The organism is Streptosporangium sp. NPDC002607, from assembly GCF_053592655.1.
In genome coordinates this window covers 1-18,305 of record NZ_JBSFWD010000050.1, presented here as the reverse complement: position 1 = coordinate 18,305, position 18,305 = coordinate 1, and the positions used below count along the sequence as shown (strand labels likewise).

Below are 18,305 nucleotides of genomic sequence, written 5' to 3'. Positions count from 1 at the left end.
CGTCAACACATCGTTAAGCGTTCGGCAAACAGAGATCGGCAGGGTGGGTACATGAACACCCTGTCACGTTCGGCCATCGCCCGGCGGCGGCGCACCCTGGCGCACATCGTGCTCCGCGACCTCGCGGAAACCGGTGATGTCACAGTCCCTGTCTGGTGGGAGGAGGAGATCCAGCGGGAGTTCGACGGACTCGGCGGGTTTCTGGCCGAGCTGAGCCGGCAGTGGTGGACCGCCTACGCCGCGCATCTGGACGCGCTGATCGAGCTCGGCGTCGACGACCCGTCCCAGGCATGGGACGACGTCGCGGCGCAGATGCCGCAGCTACGGGCCGTCCTCGACGCCTACACGGACGAGGCGGCACTCGCCGAGGCCGAGCGGCGGCACTGCGACGTCCTGCGCTGGACCACCCGGCGCGAATCCCGGCCCGCGGCCTGAGGCTTTACCCGAAGTGGAAAGAATATTCACCGGAAATCGGGTAGCCATGAACGATGGTCCGAACTGTCCAAGGTGAGTCACCAGCGCACGGAAATCCCGATGACAACTCCGCCGACCTGCGCCTGGGCATACGCCTGACGCTTGCGGTGGTGGCGGTGGCGATCTTCACGGTGCCGTTCGTGGTCCTGCTCGTGCTCGTGAAGACCTCCTCCTCACCGCTCAGGAGCTTCGACGAGAGCATCGCCCTCCAGCTGCACGCCCAGGCACTGGAGCACCCCGGCTACACGGCTTTCCTCAACGTGGCGACCGAGGTGTTCGGCCCCTGGACATGGCGTGGGCTGGTGCTGCTGACCGCCGCCTGGCTCTGGTACCGGGGCGCGCCGCGGCTGGCCGTCTGGGCGGTCGCCACGATCACCTTCGGCGGCCTGCTGAACCTCGCGATCAAGGGGATCGTCGACCGCGCCCGGCCCGACCTGCCCGATCCGGTGGCCTCGGCGCCCGGCGCCTCCTTCCCCTCCGGCCACGCGATGGGCGCCGCGCTGGGCGCGTGCATCCTCGTGCTCATCCTGCTGCCCTTCCTGCGGACTCCGGCCTCCCGGATCGCCGCCTGGATCGTCGCGGCGGTCGTCGTGGTGTTCGTCGCCTACAGCCGGGTGGCGCTCGGCGTCCACTGGACCAGCGACGTCGTCGCCGGGGTCGCGCTGGGCGTGGTGGTCGTGGTGGGGACGGCCGCGGGCTTCGAGGCCTGGCGCCGGGGAGAGGGCCGCAAACCCGTCGAGCCGCCCATGGAGGGCATCGAACCCGAGGCGTTCCGGTGAGGCCATTCGGGGTAGCTGGCGCGCCATGTCAAAAATGTCGTTGGATTTCAGAGGCGTGACGCGCCTCATCCTGGTGCCGCTGGCCATCATGGCCGCCCTGACGATCGGCGTCGGACTCCTCATCACCAAGATCCTGCAGACGACGACCCTCGTGGCGAACGACCAGGGGGTCAACGAGCAGCTGGCCCAGGGCCGCACCGCCTACTGGAGCTCGATCACCGACGTGGTGTCGGGCCTGTCCGACACCCCGGTGATCATCACTGCGACCGCGTTGCTCGTCATCGGCTTCCGGCTGGTCTTCGGGCGCTGGAACGAATCGATCTTCCTCGCGCTGGCGGTCTTCTCCCAGTCGGCGATCTTCCTGCTGGCCACCGTCTTCGCCCAGCGCAAGCGACCCGCCGTCGAGCATCTCGACCCCGCCCCGCCCACCTCCAGCTTCCCCTCGGGCCACACCAGTGCCGCTGTCGCCTTCTACTGCGGCGTCGCCCTGGTGCTGACCGTCCACACCCACCGCTACAAGATCCTGAACGTGCTGTGGTGGCTGGTCGGCCTGGGCATCCCCCTCGGCATCGGCTACTCGCGCATGTATCGCGGCATGCACCACCTGAGCGACGTGAGCTGGGGCTTCCTGCTCGGCCTGGTCTGCATCGCGGTGGCGGCCAACGCGCTGCTGTTCCGGCCGGTGGTGCGGGAGAGGGAGAAGGCCCCGAGACCACGGGGAGACGCCCGGTCGTACCAGGAATCAGCCGAGGGGTGAGAGACATTCCCCACCCGCGGGATCGCTTCACATGAGACCGTTATGAAGCAGCGTCACCAAGTCTCACATCTGTCACTTGGGGTCGCTCAATGATCGCCCTGCGCTACGAAGTAAGATAGAAACCCCAATAGGGAGATTCACCTCTCTCCGGCGGGGCACGAGCAGCCAGCCGGCCGGACAGAGAGACGTTCGACGGCTACCCTCAAGGAAGGAAGCCGGCCATGGATCATCAGTCCGTCGTCTGCGTCAAATGTACGGGCGTTCTCCTCGCCACCGACTCCCGCACCTACACGGCACAGCGAGGTCGCCTGATCCTGACCAACGGCTACTGCGGCTGCCCTGCCGCGCAGGCCCCTGCCGAGCAGGCCACCGAGCAGCAGCAGCCCCAGCCCGTCGCGGAGCAGCCCGTCGCGCACCCGCAGCCCGCGCACACCCCTCAGCAGAACGCACAGCCCGCAGGCCAGAACTCGATGGTGGTCGCCTAGCGACATCCGCGGAGGGAGCGGTCGCGGCGTCGGGGGGCGTGCGCGACGGCTCGGCCACTCAGCGGCCCCGCGTGTTCAGCCGCTGAGTCCCCAGGCCAGCACCACCGACAGACCGCTCGTCGCGAGCAGGCCGACGAGCACCACTATCGCAATCACCCGACGGTTCATACCCGAAAGCCTAGCCAGGCCGTTCGGGTGCTCTCGCACGTCCGCGTGCGGTCTGACTGCTCCTACGTCTCCTACGTCGGCCAGGCGGTCGGGATGAACTGCTCTCGCTCCGCGCGGATGATGTGGATCACCGCGTTGATGAGTGCCAGGTGGGTGAACGCCTGGGGAAAGTTGCCGAGGTGGCGCCCGGTCACCGGGTCGATCTCCTCGGCGTAGAGCCCGAGGGCGCTGGCGAAGGAGAGGACCCTCTCGCAGAGCCTGCGGGCCCGGGTGTACTCCCCGATATCGGTCAGCGCCGAGACGAGCCAGAACGAGCAGATCGTGAAGGTGCCCTCCTCGCCCGACATGCCGTCGTCCGTGTACTCCGTCCTGTAGCGCAGGACCAGGTCGTCGGCTGTCAGCTCGTCGGCGATGGCCAGAACGGTGGCACGGACCCGGGGATCACTGGCCGGCAGGAAGTGCACCAGCGGGATGAGCAGGAGTGACGCGTCGAGAGCGTCGGAGTCGTAGTGCTGCTTGAACACGCCTCGCTCGCTGACGCCGTTGGCGCACACGTCGGCGTGGATCTCGTCGGCGATCGCCTGCCAGTGCGCGGCCAGCTCGAACTCCTCCCTGAGCAGGGCGAGCCGGGTGCCCCTGTCGATCGCCACCCAGCACATGACCTTCGAGGAGGTGAAGTGCCGTGGCTCTCCGCGCACCTCCCATATGCCCCGGTCGGGCTCCTGCCAGTGTCTGATGGCCGACTCGACCTGTCGCTTCAGGACGGGCCAGATCCGCTCGTCCAGGCGGTCCCGCGACCGGGTGTGGATGTAGAAGGAGTCGAGGACGGCACCCCAGACGTCGTTCTGGCGGTGCTGGTAGGCGTCGTTGCCGATCCGGACGGGCCTGGCGCCCTCGTATCCGTGAAGATGGTCGAGAACGTGCTCCTTCAGCTCACACTCACCGTCGACGCCGTACACGATCTGGAGCTCCTCGTCCCGCTCCGCGACGTCGGCGATGAACCAGAAGAAGTCGTCGGCCTCCCAGTCGAAGCCCAGCGTGTAGAGGCCCCAGAGGGCGAGGGTCGAGTCCCTGATCCAGGAGTAGCGGTAGTCCCAGTTGCGGCTGCCCCCCGGGGTCTCGGGCAGGGAGGTGGTCGCCGCCGCGACGAGCGCGCCCGTCGGGGCGAAGGTCAGGCCCTTGAGGGTGAGGGCGCTGCGCTCCAGGTAGCTCCGCCAGTGGTGGTCGGGAAAGTTTCCCCTGGCGAGCCAGTGCTGCCAGTGGTGGGCGGTCCACACCAACCGCTCGTAGGCCTCCTCGAAGGTGTACGGCGGCTCGTGCACGGTCCACGACAGCGCGCAGAAGCGCGTGTCCCCCTCCTTCAGGAGGGTGCGCGCCGTCGCTCGCCCGGCCTCGAACCCCAGCCGCAGGTCCGTGGTGAGCCTGAGCTCCAGGCTCTGCCCCGCCGCCCTCGCGACGCCCTGGTGGTAGCCCCTGTCGGTGTACGACCAGCGGGCGGGGATGCGGCCGTAGTCGAACATCGGCTCGCAGCCGAGCGTGACCTGTGCCTCCCCGCTGACGCAGCGCGCCGTGCGGAGCAGCACGTGGGAGGCGTCGTAGTCGGTCGGCGCCCTCCGGTGCGTGTGGGAGAGCTCCTCGTGGTGGTGCCAGGGTCCCACCAGGAGCAGGTCGCGCACGATGATCCAGCCGGTGGGCGTGCCCCAGCTGGTCTCCAGGATCATGGTGCCGGGCAGGTAGCGGCGCGCGGCGGGCACCCTCAGATCCGCGGGACCGAACCTGAAGCCTCCCGCGCCCCGATCGAGGATGGCGGCGAAGACGCTGGGAGAGTCCATCCTGGGCAGGCAGAGCCACTCGACGTTCCCGCTCGGCGCGATCAGCGCGGTGACCTCACAGTCGGACAGGAACGCGTAGTCGGCGATGGGCGGGAAGGGAGAGGGGCCGTGCAGCGCGCTCACCGATGGATCCGCTGTCATGAGCCCTTTCCTCCCCTCGGGTCGCCCTGCTCGGGAACACCTGCCGTCACGCCCACCGGTTCCGGGATTTCCGGTCCGCGGCGGGGAACCAGGCTGTCCGCTTCGCCAGGCCCCCCGCCCGCCGGCCCCCCGGGTCAGGTGGTGGTCTCCACCATCTCCTGGAATTCCCCGGGAAGCTGTGCCAGAACATGATCGAAAACTTCGTCGTCGACCATCTCGCGCACCGTGACCAGAACGGCCCGCACCCCGGCGGTGGCCTCCTTCATGGTCAGGCCGGTGCGCTCGCTGACCCGGGTGACGAAGTCATGCAGCCCGAAGTCCTCGCCCCTGTCCCGTACGTGAAGCGAACCCCGCAGGGGTTCCGGCAGTGATGTCGCGAGACGCCTGGCCTCCCCCGCGCTCAGCTGATCTCCCAGCATCTCCACAGTCGCGCGAGCGAGGTCTTCCGCCTCCTGGCGCGACAGGGCCGCGCGCTCCGCCACGGCGCGAATGAAGTCCTTGTATTCCATGTCGTCCCCCTCGACCGGCTAGCCTTCCCGGTCGGTACGAGAATGAACACCCAGGTCACGACCTGTGTCGAGGACTTCCTGCCCGGGGAGCCGGCTACCTCGCCCCGGCACGGTGCTCCTGCGGGCTGACCCCGCGTACCCGCTTGAAGGCCGTGCTGAGCGCGAACGAGCTGCCGTACCCGACCTGAGCGGCCACCGCGCCGACCGTGGCGTCGGTCTCGCGCAGCAGGTCGGCGGCCATGGCCAGCCGCCAGCCGGTGAGGAAGGCCATCGGGGACTCGCCGACCAGCTCGGTGAAACGGCGGGCCAGGGCCGCGCGGGAGACGCCGGCCCCGGCGGCCAGGGCGGCCACGGTCCAGGGGTGGGCGGGGTTGTTGTGCAGCATGCGCAGGGCCTTGCCCACCACGGGATCGCTGTGCGCCCGGTACCAGGCGGGGGCCCCGGCCTCGGGACGGGAGAACCAGGCCCGCAGGACGGCGATGAGCAGCAGGTCGAGCAGCCGGTCGAGAACGGCCTCCTGCCCCGGCTCGTCCTTGACGATCTCGTCGGCGAGCAACGGGATGATGGGGCAGTTCCAGGCGCCTTCCGGCAGGACCAGCAGCGTGGGCAGCGCCTCCAGTAGACGCCGGCTGATCTCCCCGCGCATCTGGTAGGCGCCGGTGAGGATCACCGTCGACCCGTCCGGGCTGTTGCCCCAGGTGCGGACGCCCAGATCCATCGCCTGAGCCAGGTCCCGCCCGTCGAGGGTGGTGCAGTGCTGCCCGGGGTGGATCACCACCTGGGGAGACGTGGCCGGGTCGTCGGCGACGGTGTAGGGATCGGGACCGCGGATGATCGCGACGTCCCCGGGGCCCAGGCGCACCGCGTCACCGCCGTCGGGGACCACCCACGCCTCGCCCCGCACCATGGCCGCCAGGGCGAGCGGCGCCCGATCCTGGATGCGGAGGGACCAGGGCGGGCTCAGGATCGAGCGGAGCAGGAACGCTCCCCGGGCTCTCGGCCCGTCCAGGAGGTCGGTGAGTGCGTCCACGGACTCACTCTAGACGTTGGAACATGGAATTGCGCTTCTCAACCATGGACCGTCTCAGCATTGCCCGGTTCACTGGTGGTATGACGGAGAACACGCACGAGAAGAGCACGACGCTGGTCCTCGGAGGCACCGGCAAGACCGGCCGCCGGGTGGTGGAGCGGCTCACCGCGCGCGGCCTGCCGGTGCGGGTCGGTTCCCGCTCGGGCGAGCCGCCGTTCGACTGGGAGGACCAGGCGACGTGGGCGGCCGCGCTGCGGGGGGTGGGGTCGGTGTACCTGGTCTACTACCCGGACCTGGCGTTCCCCGGGGCCGCGGACTCGGTCCGCTCGTTCGTCTCGCGGGCGGTCGGGAGCGGCGTCCGACGGCTGGTGCTCCTGTCCGGCCGGGGCGAGGAGGAGGCCCAGGTGAGCGAGCGGACGGTCAGGGAGTCCGGCGCCGAGTGGACGATCCTGCGGGCGAGCTGGTTCTGCCAGAACTTCAGCGAGGACTACCTGCTGGAGCCGGTCATGGGCGGCGAGATCGCGTTCCCCGCGGGGGACGTGGCCGAGCCGTTCGTCGACGCCGAGGACATCGCGGACGTCGCGGTCGCGGCGCTGACCGAGGACGGGCACGCGGGCGAGCTCTACGAGCTGACCGGTCCCCGGCTGCTGACCTTCGCCGACGCGGCCGCGGAGATCTCCAAGGCGACCGGCCGCGAGATCGGCTACCTGCCGGTCTCCCCCGGGGAGTACGCGGCCGGGCTGGTCGAGCACGGCGTACCGGCCGGGTACGCGGCGCAGTTGGCCGGGCTCTTCACCGATGTCCTGGACGGCCGCAACGCCCACCTGACGGACGGCGTCCGGCGTGCCCTGGGCAGGGAGCCCAGGGATTTCACCGACTACGCGCGAGAGGCCGCCGCCACCGGCGTCTGGGGCGGCTAGCGGGACGGCGGCGAGCGGGGCGCACGGGTGCCGCCCCGCCCGGGTTCCGCCACGGTCGCGATCTCAGTCGCGGTCGCTCTGGACCGACGGCCCGGTGGCGGCGAGCCGGGCGCACGGGTGCCGCCTCGCGTCGGTTCCGCCCGCCCGGGAACCCGGTGGCGGCGAGCGTGTCCGCTCCCGCCGCCGGAGTTTCGACGACAGTCATGGAGGATGTGATGTTGATGCTGTTCCGAGGCGTCGCGCTGGTCGCGGCGACGATCACCGTGGGGCTCATGGCGGGCCTCTTCTACGCCTACACCTGCTCCGTCATGCCCGGCCTGGGCCAGACGGACGACCGGACCTTCGTCGGCGCGATGCGGCGGATCAACGTGGCGATCCTCAACGGCTGGTTCGCCGTCTGCTTCGGCGGCGCGCTGGTGCTGACCGTCCTGGCCGCGCTGCTCCACCTCCACCGGGAGGGACGCCCCGTGCTGCCCTGGATCGTGGCCGCGCTCGTCCTGTACGTGGTGGTGCTCGTCATCACCATGCGGGTCAACGTGCCGCTCAACAACGCGCTCGACGCGGCCGGGGAGCCCGACGGCGTCGCCGACCTCGCGGCGGTGCGCGAGCGGTTCGAGGCGATGTGGGTTCGCTGGAACCTCGCCCGCACCGTGGCGTGCGTCGCCGCCTTCGGCTGCCTTGCCTGGGCCCTCGTGCTGTACGGGCGCATCGGGCCATCGGGCGGCTCGTGACCCGGGCGGGCTGCCCGCCCGCGCCCACCACCGGGAGCCCTCGCCGGGGAGACCTCACCCGGAGGACTCCGGGCGGTGACCGTATGGGGAACCAGCCGGCCCCTGCTAGAGAACTGCCAGAAAAGCGTGCCACGATCCCCTCCGTACGCGAGCGCCTCCCCCACCGCCGAGCTCACCGGAGGGAACATGGAAAGGATCGACATCAGCCACCGCCTGCGAGGGCCGGTCGTCGCGACGATCACCGCGCTCGCACTGACCGCCGGGGCGGCTCCCGCCCTGGCCCGGACGGCGCCGGTCTCCTTCACCCCGGCCGCCACCAGGGCGGACTCCTCCGACCTCATGTGGCCGTCGGCACATCCGGTCGAACTGCGGAGCGCCCCCAGGCGGCTCTCCGTGACCTACACCTACAAGGGACGCGAGCACACTCTTGACAGCTTTCTCGCACGAACGAAGACCAACGGCTTCGTCGTCCTGGACGGCCAGAAGATCGTGAACGAGCGCTACGTCCAGGCCGATCCCGATACCCGGTTCCAGTCCTGGTCGATGGCGAAGTCCTTCACGTCGGCCGCGGTCGGCATCGCCCTGCACGAGGGGCACATCCGCTCGATCGACGACCCGGTGACCGGCTACCTGCCCGAACTACGCGGCTCGGGCTACAACGGAGTGTCCATCCGCGACCTGCTCCGGATGTCGTCGGGAATCGACTGGGACGAGCGCTCCGATGTGCCTGACCTGCACATGAGCGCCATCCGGGGCCAGTCGGTCACGAAACTGGCGGCGCGGCAGGTACGCGGCTGGAAACCCGGCAGCAGGTTCGAGTACACGAGCATGAACTCCTTCGTGCTCGCCAAGCTCGTCAGCCGCGCCACGGGCACGCCGTACCACCGGTACGTGGAGAAGAAGATCTGGAAGCCCGCCGGCATGGCGTCCACGGTACGCGTCGACAGCGACTCAGGCGGCGACAGCCTCGGCTACTGCTGCTACCACGCCACCGACCGCGACTTCGCCCGGTTCGGCCTGCTCTACCTCCGCGACGGGCGGGCAGGAGGGCACCAGGTGGTTCCGCGCTCCTGGGTCAGGAAGTCGACCACACCCTCCGCTTCCTTCAGCCCCGGCTACGGGCTGCACTGGTGGCTCGGCGGCGACGGCCGGGGCGACTTCATGGCCGCCGGGCTCGGCGGGCAGTACATCTACGTCTCGCCCAGGCACGGGGTGGTCGTCGTCAAGTCGGCCCGCTCCGCCTCGGACCAGAACCAGGGCGAGACGCTGGCCGCGTTCCGCGCCGTGGCCGCCGAGGTGGCGAGAACCCGCTGACGCCGGCCCGGCCGCGGGAGGACGCCCCAAGGACGTGTTCTGTGGATCTTCGCCTGTGCTGCGGATCGGCCGGACGGACGCCCCGCACGGCGGAGGAGGAGCTCATGACGGAGTCATGGGCGACGACGACAACGCCGCGGGGCGCCGTCCGGGCAGTACGCCTAGCGTGATCCGCCGCGCAGCAGCTCGACGATCGCGCCGATGTCGGCGTCGCCCCAGCCGCGCTCGGCCGCCTCCTCGTAACGCCGCTCGACCAGCCGGGCGACGGGCAGCTCAAGACCGCTCGACTCGGCCAGCTCTGCGGCGAGCCGCACGTCCTTGGCGGCGAGCCTCGTCGTGAACCACCCCTGGTGGTCGCCGGCCAGGACGTCGTCGATCCGGTTGTGCAGGGCGGGCGCGACGGTGGGCCACTGGAAGAGGAAGTCGTGCAGCAGCACGTTGTCGAGGCCGGCGGCCTGGCTCGTGGCCGTCACCTCGGCGAGCGCCGCGATTCCGGACATGAGCAGGTAGTTGTTCAGCAGCTTGAAAGCGAGCGCGGCGCCGGGGTCGGCGCCGCAGTAGGAGTAGGAGGCGAAGGCCTCCGTCCACACCGGCTTCAGCTCGTCGACGAGGTCGCGCTCGCCACCCACCAGGACCGTGGCCCTCCCCTCGGCGACGGCCGAGGGACCGCCGAGCACGGGGGCCGCCACGAATCGGCCTCCCGGCACCAGGTCCCGCATCTCGCGGGCCGTGGCCGGGGCGACGGTGCTCAGGTCGGCCACGACCGGCCTGGTCGACTCGATCGGGCCTGCCTGGACGAGCTGGGCCATCACCTCGCGGACCGCCCGGCCGTCGGCGAGCGACAGCAGCACCGCATCGGCCGCCCGCACCGCCTCTCCAAGCGAGGCCGCCTCGACGGCGCCGAGGCTGACCGGCTCGTCCGCCCGGCCCGGCGTGCGGTTCCACACCGTGACCTGGAAACCGAGCCCCAGCAACCGCCGGGCCAGCGCCCGCCCCATCATGCCCATCCCGAGCACGGCAACGCGCATAGGTCATCCCCCCTCCACGTCATTATGCTCACCGGGGTTCTGGCGGCCGTGCCGCCACGCGGATCACCGTCCATCCCCCCGGCCAGGGCGTCAGAACGGGTAGACGTGGGTCTCGGTGGCCTTGACCGACGCCCAGATCCGCTGTCCGGGGGTGAGGTCGAGGTCGGCGACGGCGGCGGGGGTGACGTCGGCCGCGGCGGCGATCGGCCCGGCCAGGTGGATGCGGATGCTGTCGCCGTGCCGTTCGATGCCCTCGATCGTGGCCTGCCAGAGGTTGCGCGGGCTGCCGTCGGGACGGGTCCGATACAGCGCGACCGCGCTGGGCGGGAAGGCGACGAACGCGGGGCCCTCCAGATGCTCGGCGACGCTGAAGAGCACCTCTCCGACGGAGACCTGCTGTCCGGCGGCGGTGCCCCGGTAGAGGTTGAGGCCGACCAGGCGGGCGACGTAGTCGGTACGCGGGCGCCGGGCGACCTCGGCGGGGGTGCCCTGCTGCACGACGGCGCCGTTCTCGATGACGACCAGGCGGTCGGCGAGCACCATGGCGTCCAGCGGATCGTGGGTGACCAGGACCGTCGCGCCGCCGAAGTCGGCCAGGTGGCGGCGGAGCTGGGAGCGGATCTCCAGGCGGGTGTGGGCGTCCAGGGCCGCCAGCGGCTCGTCCATCAGCAGCAGGCGAGGCTCCACCGCGAGGGCGCGGGCCAGCGCGACGCGCTGGGCCTGACCGCCGGAGAGCTGCCGGGGTTTCATCGTGGCGTGCCCGGCCAGGCCGACGCGCTCCAGCCAGACCGCGGCCCCCCGCCGTGCCTCCGTCCTGGAGGCGCCACGGCAGCGGGGCCCGAAGGCGACGTTGTCCAGCGCGGACAGGTGCGGGAAGAGCAGGTAGTCCTGGAAGACCACGCCGATCGGGCGTCGTTCGGCCGCCAGGGTGTGCAGCGCCTCGCCGTCCAGGCTGATCTGCCCGCCGGACAGGGCGGTGAGCCCGGCCAGCGCGCGCAGCGCCGTGGTCTTGCCCGCGCCGTTGGGGCCGAGCAGGGCGACGACCTGTCCCGCGGCGACCTCCAGCTCGATGTCCAGGTGGAAGCGGGGCCTGGTGACGACAAGACGGGCGTTCAGCGTCACGGGGCACTCACCCACCGCTCGCGCAGGCCGGCCAGGATGATCACCGAGACGGCGAGCAGGACGAGGCTGAGCACGATCGCGGCCTCGGGTTCGGTCTCCAGGGCGAGGTAGACGGCCAGCGGCATGGTCTGGGTCCGGCCGGGGAAGTTGCCGGCGAAGGTGATGGTGGCGCCGAACTCGCCGAGCGCGCGGGCCCAGCACAGCACGGCTCCGGCGACGATGCCGGGGGCGATCAGGGGCAGGGTGACACGGCGGAAGATGATCCAGCGGGACGCTCCCAGCGTCGCGGCGGCCTCCTCGAAGCGCAGGTCGGCCGCGCGCAGCGCGCCCTCGACGCTGATGACCAGGAACGGCATGGCGACGAACGCCTCGGCGACGACGACTCCCGCCGTGGTGAACGGCAGGGTGATGCCGAAGGTGGCGTCCAGCCACTGGCCGATCAGGCCGCGCCGCCCCAGCACGAGCAGCAGGGCGACCCCGCCGACCACCGGGGGCAGCACGAGGGGAACCGTGATCAGCGCCCGCACCAGGCGGCGGCCGGGGAAGTCGACACGGGCCAGCAGCCAGGCCAGCGGCACGCCGAGGAGCAGGCATACCAGCGTGGCCAGGGTCGCGGTCACCAGCGACAGGCGCAGCGCCTCCAGCACATGGGGCTCGCCCAGCCTCTCGACCAGCGTGGACCAGGGGGCGCGCACCAGCAGCCCGGCCAGCGGCAGCGTCAGGAAGATCATGCCGACCACCGCGGGCAGCACCAGCACCCAGGGCAGGCGACCCGCCACCCCACCGGAAGAGGCACCCGCCGTACCGCTGGGCGGACCGCCCGCCACGCCACGTGCCCCGCCGCTCATCTGGCTGTCAGCCCGCCGTACGGGCGTGGTCGGGGATCTCCACGACGACGTTGGTGGACTTGATCACGGCGACCGCCATCACCCCCACCTCCAGGCCCAGCTCGTCGGCGGCCTGGCGGCTCATCAGCGACACCACCCGGTAGGGACCCGCGGCGATCTCCACCTGGGCCATCACCGCATCCTTGATCACCTCGGTCACGATCCCGCGGAAACGGTTCCGCGCCGAGGAGAGCCCCGAGCCGTTCTCGGACTCGATCTGGGCACGCGCGAACGCCGCCAGATCCGCACCCGCCACCATCCGGTGACCATGCTCGTCCCGCCGGGCCGCGAGCCGCCCGGCGTCCACCCAGCGGCGGACGGTGTCGGGACTCACCCCCAGCAGCGCGGCGGCCTCACTGATCCGAAACGTCGTCACAACAATCACCATACCTTTGCATATGCAGGTCTTTATCCCCATATCTCATGGCAGACGCACACCCCAGGGCGGGCGCACCATGATCTGGCACCTCATCTTCACCCTCCGGGGGAGCCGGACGACCCGGTTGAGCCCTCCCGCTCACCCGTCGTCATGTTCGGCGATTCCCCTGCCGGGCTCACCCGGCATGGTTCCGGTGTTCGAAACGGTCAGGGCCCGGCCGGCGCCTGCCCCGGCCGGGGAGCGGAGGAGTCACTTCGGAGGTCCTCGTCAGTCATCGGTCAGAACGGTTCCGAGGCTCAGCGCGAGCCGGCGGGCGAGCCCGGTGTTGCGGCGGTGGCCGAGCCGCTGGACGGCCAACTCCAGAGCCTTTCGCTCACCGACGACGACCACCCAGGACCGCGCCCGGGTGATCAGGGTGTAGAGCAGCTTGCGGCGGAGCATGACGCCGCCGGACTCGGTGACCAGGGGCGCGACCACGAAGGGATACTCACTGCCCTGGGAGCGGTGGATGCTGATGGCGTACGTGTGGGTCAGCTCGTCGAGCTCGCCGAAGCCGTACTTCACGATCTGCCCGTCGTCGGTGCGAATCTCGACGAGCCTCTCCTCAGGGGTGATGGCGGTGACCGTGCCGGTGTCTCCGTTGAAGACACCCTTGTCGTAGTTGTTGCGGATCGGCATGACCCGGTCGCCGACCCGGAAGACCGAGGCACCCGACCAGTGCTCCGCGACTCCCTCGCGAGCCGGGTTGAGCCGCTCCTGGATCATCCGGCCGATCTCGGCGGTCCCGGTCAGGCCCCTGCGCATCGGGCACAGCACCTGGACCTGGTCCGGACTCACCCCCTGCTTGCGCGGGATCGCCACCGTCGCCAGGTGCATCACCCGCTCGGCGACCTGCTCGGGGTCGTCGACCTCCTCGAACCAGAAGCCCCCGCCACCGGGGATCGGAGGCACCTCTCCGGTCCGGATCCGGTGAGCGGCCCTGATGATCCCGCTCCCCTCGGCCTGGCGGAAGACACGGGTCAGCCGGATCCGCGCGATCTCCTCGACACGCAGCAGGTCGGCCAGCACGCTGCCAGGGGCGATGCTGGGCAGCTGGTCACTGTCGCCCACGATCAGCAGGTGACTGCCCACCGGGATGGCCGCGGTGAGCCGGGTGGCCAGGTGCAGGTCCAGCATGGAGGCCTCGTCGACCACGATCAGGTCGGCCTGCGCGGGTGTCTGCTCGAACAGCGCACCGCTGTCGGAGTCCGGTTGGTGGGCCAGCATCCGGTGCACGGTCATCGCGGGCATGCCGGTGAGCTCCGACAGGCGCTTGGCCGCCTTGCCGGTCGGCGCGGTAAGGGTCACCGAGCCGCCCATCGCCTTCGCGGTCGCCGCGATGGTCCTGACGGTATGGCTCTTCCCGCAGCCCGGACCGCCGGTGATGATGGACACGGTGCTGGTCAGCGCCATGTTCACCGCCGCCCGCTGATCCTCGTCCAGCCCGGCATCCTCCTGGAAGGCGCGCATCGGCAGCGTCGAAGTGGCCTGGATGAGCCTGGTCAGCTGGGCGGTCAGGGTGAGTTCGCGGCTGTGGGTCTCCTTCAGGTACACCACGGCCTGCCCCGCCTCGTCGGGCGACACCTCGACGACCACCCTGCGGTCGGCGACGAGGGCGTCGAGCATCCGGCGGACGAGGTCGTGGTCCTGCTCGACCAGTTCCGCGGACCGGGTGACCAGGGCGATCAGCCGTACGAAGCAGTGCCCGTCGCGGCTGGCCGCCGTCTCCAGCCTGTCCAGGATCGCCGCCTTGATCCGCTGCGGGCTGCTCTCGGAGACCCCGGAGCGCAGGGCGATCCGGTCGGCCGTGGTGAACGCGATGCCCCTGACCTTGCCGATGAGCCGGTACGGATCGGAGGTGAGGATGTCGCCCGACTCGGCTCCGAACACCTGGTAGATCTTGGCCGCGAGCAGCGGGCTGATCCCGAACCCCTGCAGGGTCACCATCAGCTCGGCGATCGCCTTCTGCTCCTGCCACGCGTCGGCGATCTGGGCCTGCCGCGCGGGGCCGATGTTGACGACCTCGGTGAGCCGTCCGGGTTCGGTGTCGATGACGGTCAGCGTCGTGTCACCGAAGTGGCTGACGATGGCGTGGGCGAGCCTCGGCCCGATACCCCGGATCAGACCGGAGCCCAGATAGATCCGGATGGCCCTGACCGTGGCCGGGACCAGCCGCTCGCACGCCGTGACCTCGAAACGCCTGCCGTGACGCGGATGCTCGCCCCACGCGCCGATGAGCCGGAGCGTCTCTCCCGGCTGGACCCCGCCCAGAGCCCGGCCGGAGGCGACGAAGCCGGGCATGCCCTCGGCGCTCATCCGCGCGATCGTGTACTCGTCCTCCCGGACGTACACCAGCTGCTCGACAGACGCCTCCACGACAGAGAGCCAACCCTCCTCTTCACCCTTCGCGCATCAGACTAGGTGACCCGCTATCCCCGCAAGGCGTCATGCCCCGGGCATCACGCGGCCGGCGAGGCGGGTCAGGGTCACCGGTGGTTATTCTGACGGCAGGGACGCGGCGACCAGGGGGCGCGAATGGCCAGACCCGGGATGCGGGCGACCGTGCGCGACATCGCGGCGGAGACGGGTCTGTCGATCGCCACCGTCTCGCGGGTCCTGAACGGGCAGACCAATGTCGCCCCGCACACCCGGGAGCTGGTGTTACAGGCCGTCGGCCGCCTCGGAGAGCAGGCCCCCCGGCCGCGCGCGAGGCAGGAGGCGATGGCCGGCGGCACGATCTACGTGCGCTGCCCCTACCTGCTGACCGACTATTTCGGGCTCATCGTCTCCTCCGTCGGGGAGACCGTCGAACTGCACGGCGGGCAGATGATCCTGAGCACCGGAGAGTCCGCCCAGCACACCCCGGTGCTCTCCGGCCTGCCCGACCGCCTCGACATCGCGGGCGCGATCCTGATCCTTCCCCCGGAGTCGGGTGACGAGCTCGTACGGCTCCGTGACCGGCGCTTCCCCTTCGTGGTGATCGACCCCAGGACACCCCCTCCCAAGGACATCGTGGCGGTGTCGGCGGCGCACTTCGCCGGTGCGCGCAGGCTGATGGCGCACGTGGTCGAGCTCGGTCACCGCCGGGTCGGCATCATCGGCGGTCCGGTGAAGTGGCTGCCCAGCGAGGCCAGGCTGGCCGGCTACACCGCGTCGCTGGCCGACGTCGGTGTTCTGCCCTCGGCCGAGTTGCTGCGCAACGTGCCGGAGCCCAACACGGAGAACGGCTACCGCGCGGCCTGTGAACTACTCGACCTGCCCGAGCGGCCGACGGCCCTGGTCGCGTTCAACGACAAGATGGCGGTCGGCGCGCTGTGGGCGGCGGCCGAGCGTGGCCTGAGCGTCCCCGGCGACCTCTCGGTCGCGGGTTTCGACGACATCGACATCGGCAGGGCGACCCTGCCGATGCTGACCACGGTGCGCCAGCCCCTGCAGGAGATGGGCCGGATGGCGGTCACGCTGCTGACGCGGCTGCTCAGCCGGCACAGGCTGGAGGCGCTGCACGTCTCCCTGGGGACCGACCTGGTCGTCCGCGGCTCCACCGGACCCGCCCCTTACTGATTGTTTCATTTGTTTCAGCACTGACTCGCCCCTGGCAAAGCGCGCGCGAAGCCCTGTAATTCTGGCCTTGACAACCAATTCCCGACCGTGTTGTTCTTCTCTGTAACAGACAGGTTTCTTATTTGTTACATTTGTTACAGTGACGGCTCCCGGGGTGCCGAATGTGACCCGATTCGAGCAGCCCAGAGCGTCGCGGCCCCACCCGCGGCCCCTGTCGCACCCCCCGAAAGGACCCCTGCCGTGTTTCGACCTCCCCGCCGGGCCCTCACCCTGGCCCTCGCCTGCGTCGCCGCCCTGTGGATGGCGGGGCCCGGCATCGCCTCGCCCGCCCTCGCCGCGGGTGAGCCCGTGAACATCTGGCTCACCACCACCTCCGACTCGGGCGGCCGGACCGTCACGCGGGGCCTCCAGCAGCAGTCCCCCATCGCCTTCGGGCCCGCCGGCGGCAGCGCCAACCACACCATCACCGTCAACGAGGGCACCACCTACCAGCAGTTCGAAGGGGGCGGCGCCTCGATCACCGACACCACCGCCTACCTGCTGCGCGGCGGAGCGATCAGCGCGACCACCCGCGACACCGTGATGCGCAAGCTCTTCCACCCCACGGACGGCATCGGCCTGTCGTTCGTGCGCAACCCGATCGGCGCCTCCGATCTCTCCCGGCCGGGCCACGTCTCCCTCGACGACACCTGCTGCGACCTGGGCGACTTCGGCGCGAACGGGTACGACACCAACGTGCGCCTGCTCACCGGGCAGGCCAAATCGCTCAACCCGGATCTGCGCGTCAAGGGCGTGCCGTGGAGCGCCCCCGGCTGGATGAAGGACAACGGCCGGATGGACCAGATGGGCTGGCTCAAGTGGGAGTACTACCCCATGTACGCCCAGTACCTGGTCAAGTACATCCAGAGCTACCAGGCCGCCGGAATCCCGGTGAACTACATCTCGGTGCAGAACGAGCCCAACTGCTGCCAGGCGGGCAACCCGACCGCGATGAACTACCCCGGCATGAGCTGGAACCCCTCGGGGCTGGCCGAGTTCACCAAGAACCACGTCTACCCGGCCTTCCGCGCCGCCGGCATCACCACCAAGGTTCTGGTCCACGACTGGAACTACGGCGACTACGCCAACTTCGGTTCAGGCGTGCTGAACGACGCGGGCGTGCGGAACGACCCGCTCTTCGGCGGCATCGCCTGGCACGGCTACTTCGGTGACCCGGCGGTCGGCACGCAGGTGCACAACCAGTACCCGGCGGTACGCCAGTTCAGCACCGAGCACTCGGGCGGTACCTGGATCGGCAACCAGCACAACGAGGATCTCTCCGACATCGTCAGCTACACCCGCAACTGGAGCGGCAGCCTGGTCAAGTGGAGCCTCGCGCTCAACCAGAGCATGGGACCGCACAACGGCGGCTGCGGCACCTGCACCGGCCTGATCACCGTCCAGGAGGGTGGCTCCCGCGCCGGCCAGGTCGACTACACCATCGAGTACTACACGACCGGCCACCTCACCAAGTTCGTCAGGCCCGGGGCCTACCGGATCGACTCCACCGCCAACGGCACGATCCAGAACGTCGCCTGGCGCAACCCCGACGGTTCCAAGGCCCTGATCGCGCACAACGGCGGCACCTCCGCCCAGTCCGTCCGGGTCAACTGGGGCAACCAGTCCTTCGTCTACTCCCTGCCCGCCCGTACCACCGCCACCTTCACCTGGGCCGGTACCTCGGCGGGCACCGGCGGCACCATCACCGGCCTGGGCGGCAAATGCGTGGACGTCGCGGGCGGCAGCAGCGCCGACGGCGCCGCCGTCCAGCTCTACACCTGCAACGGCACCGCCGCCCAGCAGTGGACCCGCCCCGGCGACGGCACGCTCCGCGCGCTCGGCAAGTGCCTGGACGTCGTCGACAACGGCACGGCCAACGGCAGCCGGCTCCAGTTGTGGACCTGTTTCGGCGGCCCCAACCAGCAGTGGACCTACAACCCGACAACCAGGGACCTGGTGAACCCCGCGACGAACAGGTGCGTGGACGTCACCGGTAACACCAGCGCCGACGGCACCCGCCTCCAGTTGTGGGACTGCGGCGGCGGCGCGAACCAGAAGTGGACGCTCTCCTGACCTGAGTGTCGCGGACGTGCCCCGTCCAGATGACGGG

Annotated in this window: 17 protein-coding genes; 9 read left to right on the top strand and 8 right to left on the bottom strand. The window is 70.4% G+C overall.

Annotated features, from left to right (window positions below):
* Positions 1 to 51 precede the first annotated feature (51 nt).
* The 4 genes from ACWD3H_RS37860 (at position 52) to ACWD3H_RS37845 (ending at position 2,495) form a co-directional block, all read left to right on the top strand.
* Complete coding sequence (locus tag ACWD3H_RS37860) at positions 52 to 435, top strand: hypothetical protein (protein WP_355548357.1); 384 nt, start codon at positions 52 to 54, stop codon at positions 433 to 435.
* A gap of 53 nt (positions 436 to 488) precedes the next feature.
* Positions 489 to 1,253, top strand: coding sequence for a phosphatase PAP2 family protein (locus ACWD3H_RS37855; protein WP_451958417.1), 765 nt, complete (start codon positions 489 to 491; stop codon positions 1,251 to 1,253).
* Between the two features lie 55 nt (positions 1,254 to 1,308).
* Entirely contained in the window at positions 1,309 to 2,010 is a 702-nt protein-coding gene (locus ACWD3H_RS37850) for a phosphatase PAP2 family protein (protein WP_451958416.1), read from the top strand.
* Between the two features lie 221 nt (positions 2,011 to 2,231).
* Entirely contained in the window at positions 2,232 to 2,495 is a 264-nt protein-coding gene (locus ACWD3H_RS37845; protein WP_451958415.1) for a hypothetical protein, read from the top strand.
* Between the two features lie 239 nt (positions 2,496 to 2,734).
* On the opposite strand, the gene ACWD3H_RS37840 is transcribed toward ACWD3H_RS37845, so the two are convergent.
* From ACWD3H_RS37840 to ACWD3H_RS37830, 3 genes are all read right to left on the bottom strand, one after another.
* Positions 2,735 to 4,636, bottom strand: coding sequence for a glycoside hydrolase family 15 protein (locus tag ACWD3H_RS37840; RefSeq protein ID WP_451958414.1), 1,902 nt, complete (start codon positions 4,634 to 4,636; stop codon positions 2,735 to 2,737).
* Positions 4,637 to 4,770: 134 nt separating this feature from the next.
* Positions 4,771 to 5,145, bottom strand: coding sequence for a DUF2267 domain-containing protein (locus tag ACWD3H_RS37835; RefSeq protein WP_355548372.1), 375 nt, complete (start codon positions 5,143 to 5,145; stop codon positions 4,771 to 4,773).
* Positions 5,146 to 5,239: 94 nt separating this feature from the next.
* Positions 5,240 to 6,175 (bottom strand): AraC family transcriptional regulator, encoded by a 936-nt coding sequence (locus ACWD3H_RS37830; RefSeq protein ID WP_451958413.1) that lies wholly within the window; start codon positions 6,173 to 6,175, stop codon positions 5,240 to 5,242.
* 80 nt (positions 6,176 to 6,255) lie between these two features.
* Here ACWD3H_RS37830 and ACWD3H_RS37825 point away from each other — a divergent pair, with 80 nt between their 5' ends.
* The 3 genes from ACWD3H_RS37825 (at position 6,256) to ACWD3H_RS37815 (ending at position 9,140) form a co-directional block, all read left to right on the top strand.
* Positions 6,256 to 7,095 (top strand): NAD(P)H-binding protein, encoded by an 840-nt coding sequence (locus tag ACWD3H_RS37825; protein WP_451958412.1) that lies wholly within the window; start codon positions 6,256 to 6,258, stop codon positions 7,093 to 7,095.
* 215 nt (positions 7,096 to 7,310) lie between these two features.
* Entirely contained in the window at positions 7,311 to 7,826 is a 516-nt protein-coding gene (locus ACWD3H_RS37820; protein WP_355548381.1) for an anthrone oxygenase family protein, read from the top strand.
* Positions 7,827 to 7,952: 126 nt separating this feature from the next.
* Positions 7,953 to 9,140: a serine hydrolase domain-containing protein gene (locus ACWD3H_RS37815; protein ID WP_451958411.1), complete on the top strand. Its 1,188-nt coding sequence runs from the start codon at positions 7,953 to 7,955 to the stop codon at positions 9,138 to 9,140.
* A gap of 161 nt (positions 9,141 to 9,301) precedes the next feature.
* Here the strand turns inward: ACWD3H_RS37815 and ACWD3H_RS37810 are convergent, their stop codons facing one another.
* The 5 genes from ACWD3H_RS37810 to recD2 all read right to left on the bottom strand — a co-directional run bounded on the left by ACWD3H_RS37810 (position 9,302) and on the right by recD2 (position 14,971).
* On the bottom strand, positions 9,302 to 10,168 hold the full coding sequence (locus ACWD3H_RS37810) for an NAD(P)-dependent oxidoreductase (protein WP_451958410.1): 867 nt from the start codon (positions 10,166 to 10,168) through the stop codon (positions 9,302 to 9,304).
* Between the two features lie 90 nt (positions 10,169 to 10,258).
* Positions 10,259 to 11,290 carry an ABC transporter ATP-binding protein gene (locus ACWD3H_RS37805; protein WP_451958409.1) on the bottom strand — a complete coding sequence of 344 codons (1,032 nt, stop codon included), beginning with the start codon at positions 11,288 to 11,290 and terminating at the stop codon, positions 10,259 to 10,261.
* Positions 11,287 to 12,021 carry a molybdate ABC transporter permease subunit gene (gene modB, locus ACWD3H_RS37800; RefSeq protein WP_355548654.1) on the bottom strand — a complete coding sequence of 245 codons (735 nt, stop codon included), beginning with the start codon at positions 12,019 to 12,021 and terminating at the stop codon, positions 11,287 to 11,289. Before modB ends, ACWD3H_RS37805 begins: the two co-directional genes overlap by 4 nt.
* A 124-nt stretch (positions 12,022 to 12,145) precedes the next feature.
* Positions 12,146 to 12,553 carry a TOBE domain-containing protein gene (locus tag ACWD3H_RS37795; protein ID WP_350927813.1) on the bottom strand — a complete coding sequence of 136 codons (408 nt, stop codon included), beginning with the start codon at positions 12,551 to 12,553 and terminating at the stop codon, positions 12,146 to 12,148.
* Between the two features lie 270 nt (positions 12,554 to 12,823).
* Complete coding sequence (gene recD2 / locus ACWD3H_RS37790; protein WP_451958408.1) at positions 12,824 to 14,971, bottom strand: SF1B family DNA helicase RecD2; 2,148 nt, start codon at positions 14,969 to 14,971, stop codon at positions 12,824 to 12,826.
* A 159-nt stretch (positions 14,972 to 15,130) separates the two neighbouring features.
* Here recD2 and ACWD3H_RS37785 point away from each other — a divergent pair, with 159 nt between their 5' ends.
* A complete protein-coding gene (locus ACWD3H_RS37785; protein ID WP_451958407.1) occupies positions 15,131 to 16,156 on the top strand; it encodes a LacI family DNA-binding transcriptional regulator in 1,026 nt (341 codons plus the stop codon).
* A 240-nt stretch (positions 16,157 to 16,396) separates the two neighbouring features.
* On the top strand, positions 16,397 to 18,268 hold the full coding sequence (locus ACWD3H_RS37780) for a ricin-type beta-trefoil lectin domain protein (RefSeq protein ID WP_451958406.1): 1,872 nt from the start codon (positions 16,397 to 16,399) through the stop codon (positions 18,266 to 18,268).
* Positions 18,269 to 18,305 lie beyond the last annotated feature (37 nt).

Coding starts and splice junctions, on each gene's coding strand:
- ACWD3H_RS37825 (WP_451958412.1), top strand. CDS start 6,256: ATGACGGAGAACACGCACGAGAAGAGCACGACGCTGGTCCTCGGAGGC.
- ACWD3H_RS37785 (WP_451958407.1), top strand. CDS start 15,131: ATGGCCAGACCCGGGATGCGGGCGACCGTGCGCGACATCGCGGCGGAG.
- ACWD3H_RS37820 (WP_355548381.1), top strand. CDS start 7,311: ATGTTGATGCTGTTCCGAGGCGTCGCGCTGGTCGCGGCGACGATCACC.
- ACWD3H_RS37860 (WP_355548357.1), top strand. CDS start 52: ATGAACACCCTGTCACGTTCGGCCATCGCCCGGCGGCGGCGCACCCTG.
- ACWD3H_RS37840 (WP_451958414.1), bottom strand. CDS start 4,636: ATGACAGCGGATCCATCGGTGAGCGCGCTGCACGGCCCCTCTCCCTTC.
- ACWD3H_RS37845 (WP_451958415.1), top strand. CDS start 2,232: ATGGATCATCAGTCCGTCGTCTGCGTCAAATGTACGGGCGTTCTCCTC.
- ACWD3H_RS37835 (WP_355548372.1), bottom strand. CDS start 5,145: ATGGAATACAAGGACTTCATTCGCGCCGTGGCGGAGCGCGCGGCCCTG.
- modB (WP_355548654.1), bottom strand. CDS start 12,021: ATGATCTTCCTGACGCTGCCGCTGGCCGGGCTGCTGGTGCGCGCCCCC.
- ACWD3H_RS37855 (WP_451958417.1), top strand. CDS start 489: ATGGTCCGAACTGTCCAAGGTGAGTCACCAGCGCACGGAAATCCCGAT.
- ACWD3H_RS37810 (WP_451958410.1), bottom strand. CDS start 10,168: ATGCGCGTTGCCGTGCTCGGGATGGGCATGATGGGGCGGGCGCTGGCC.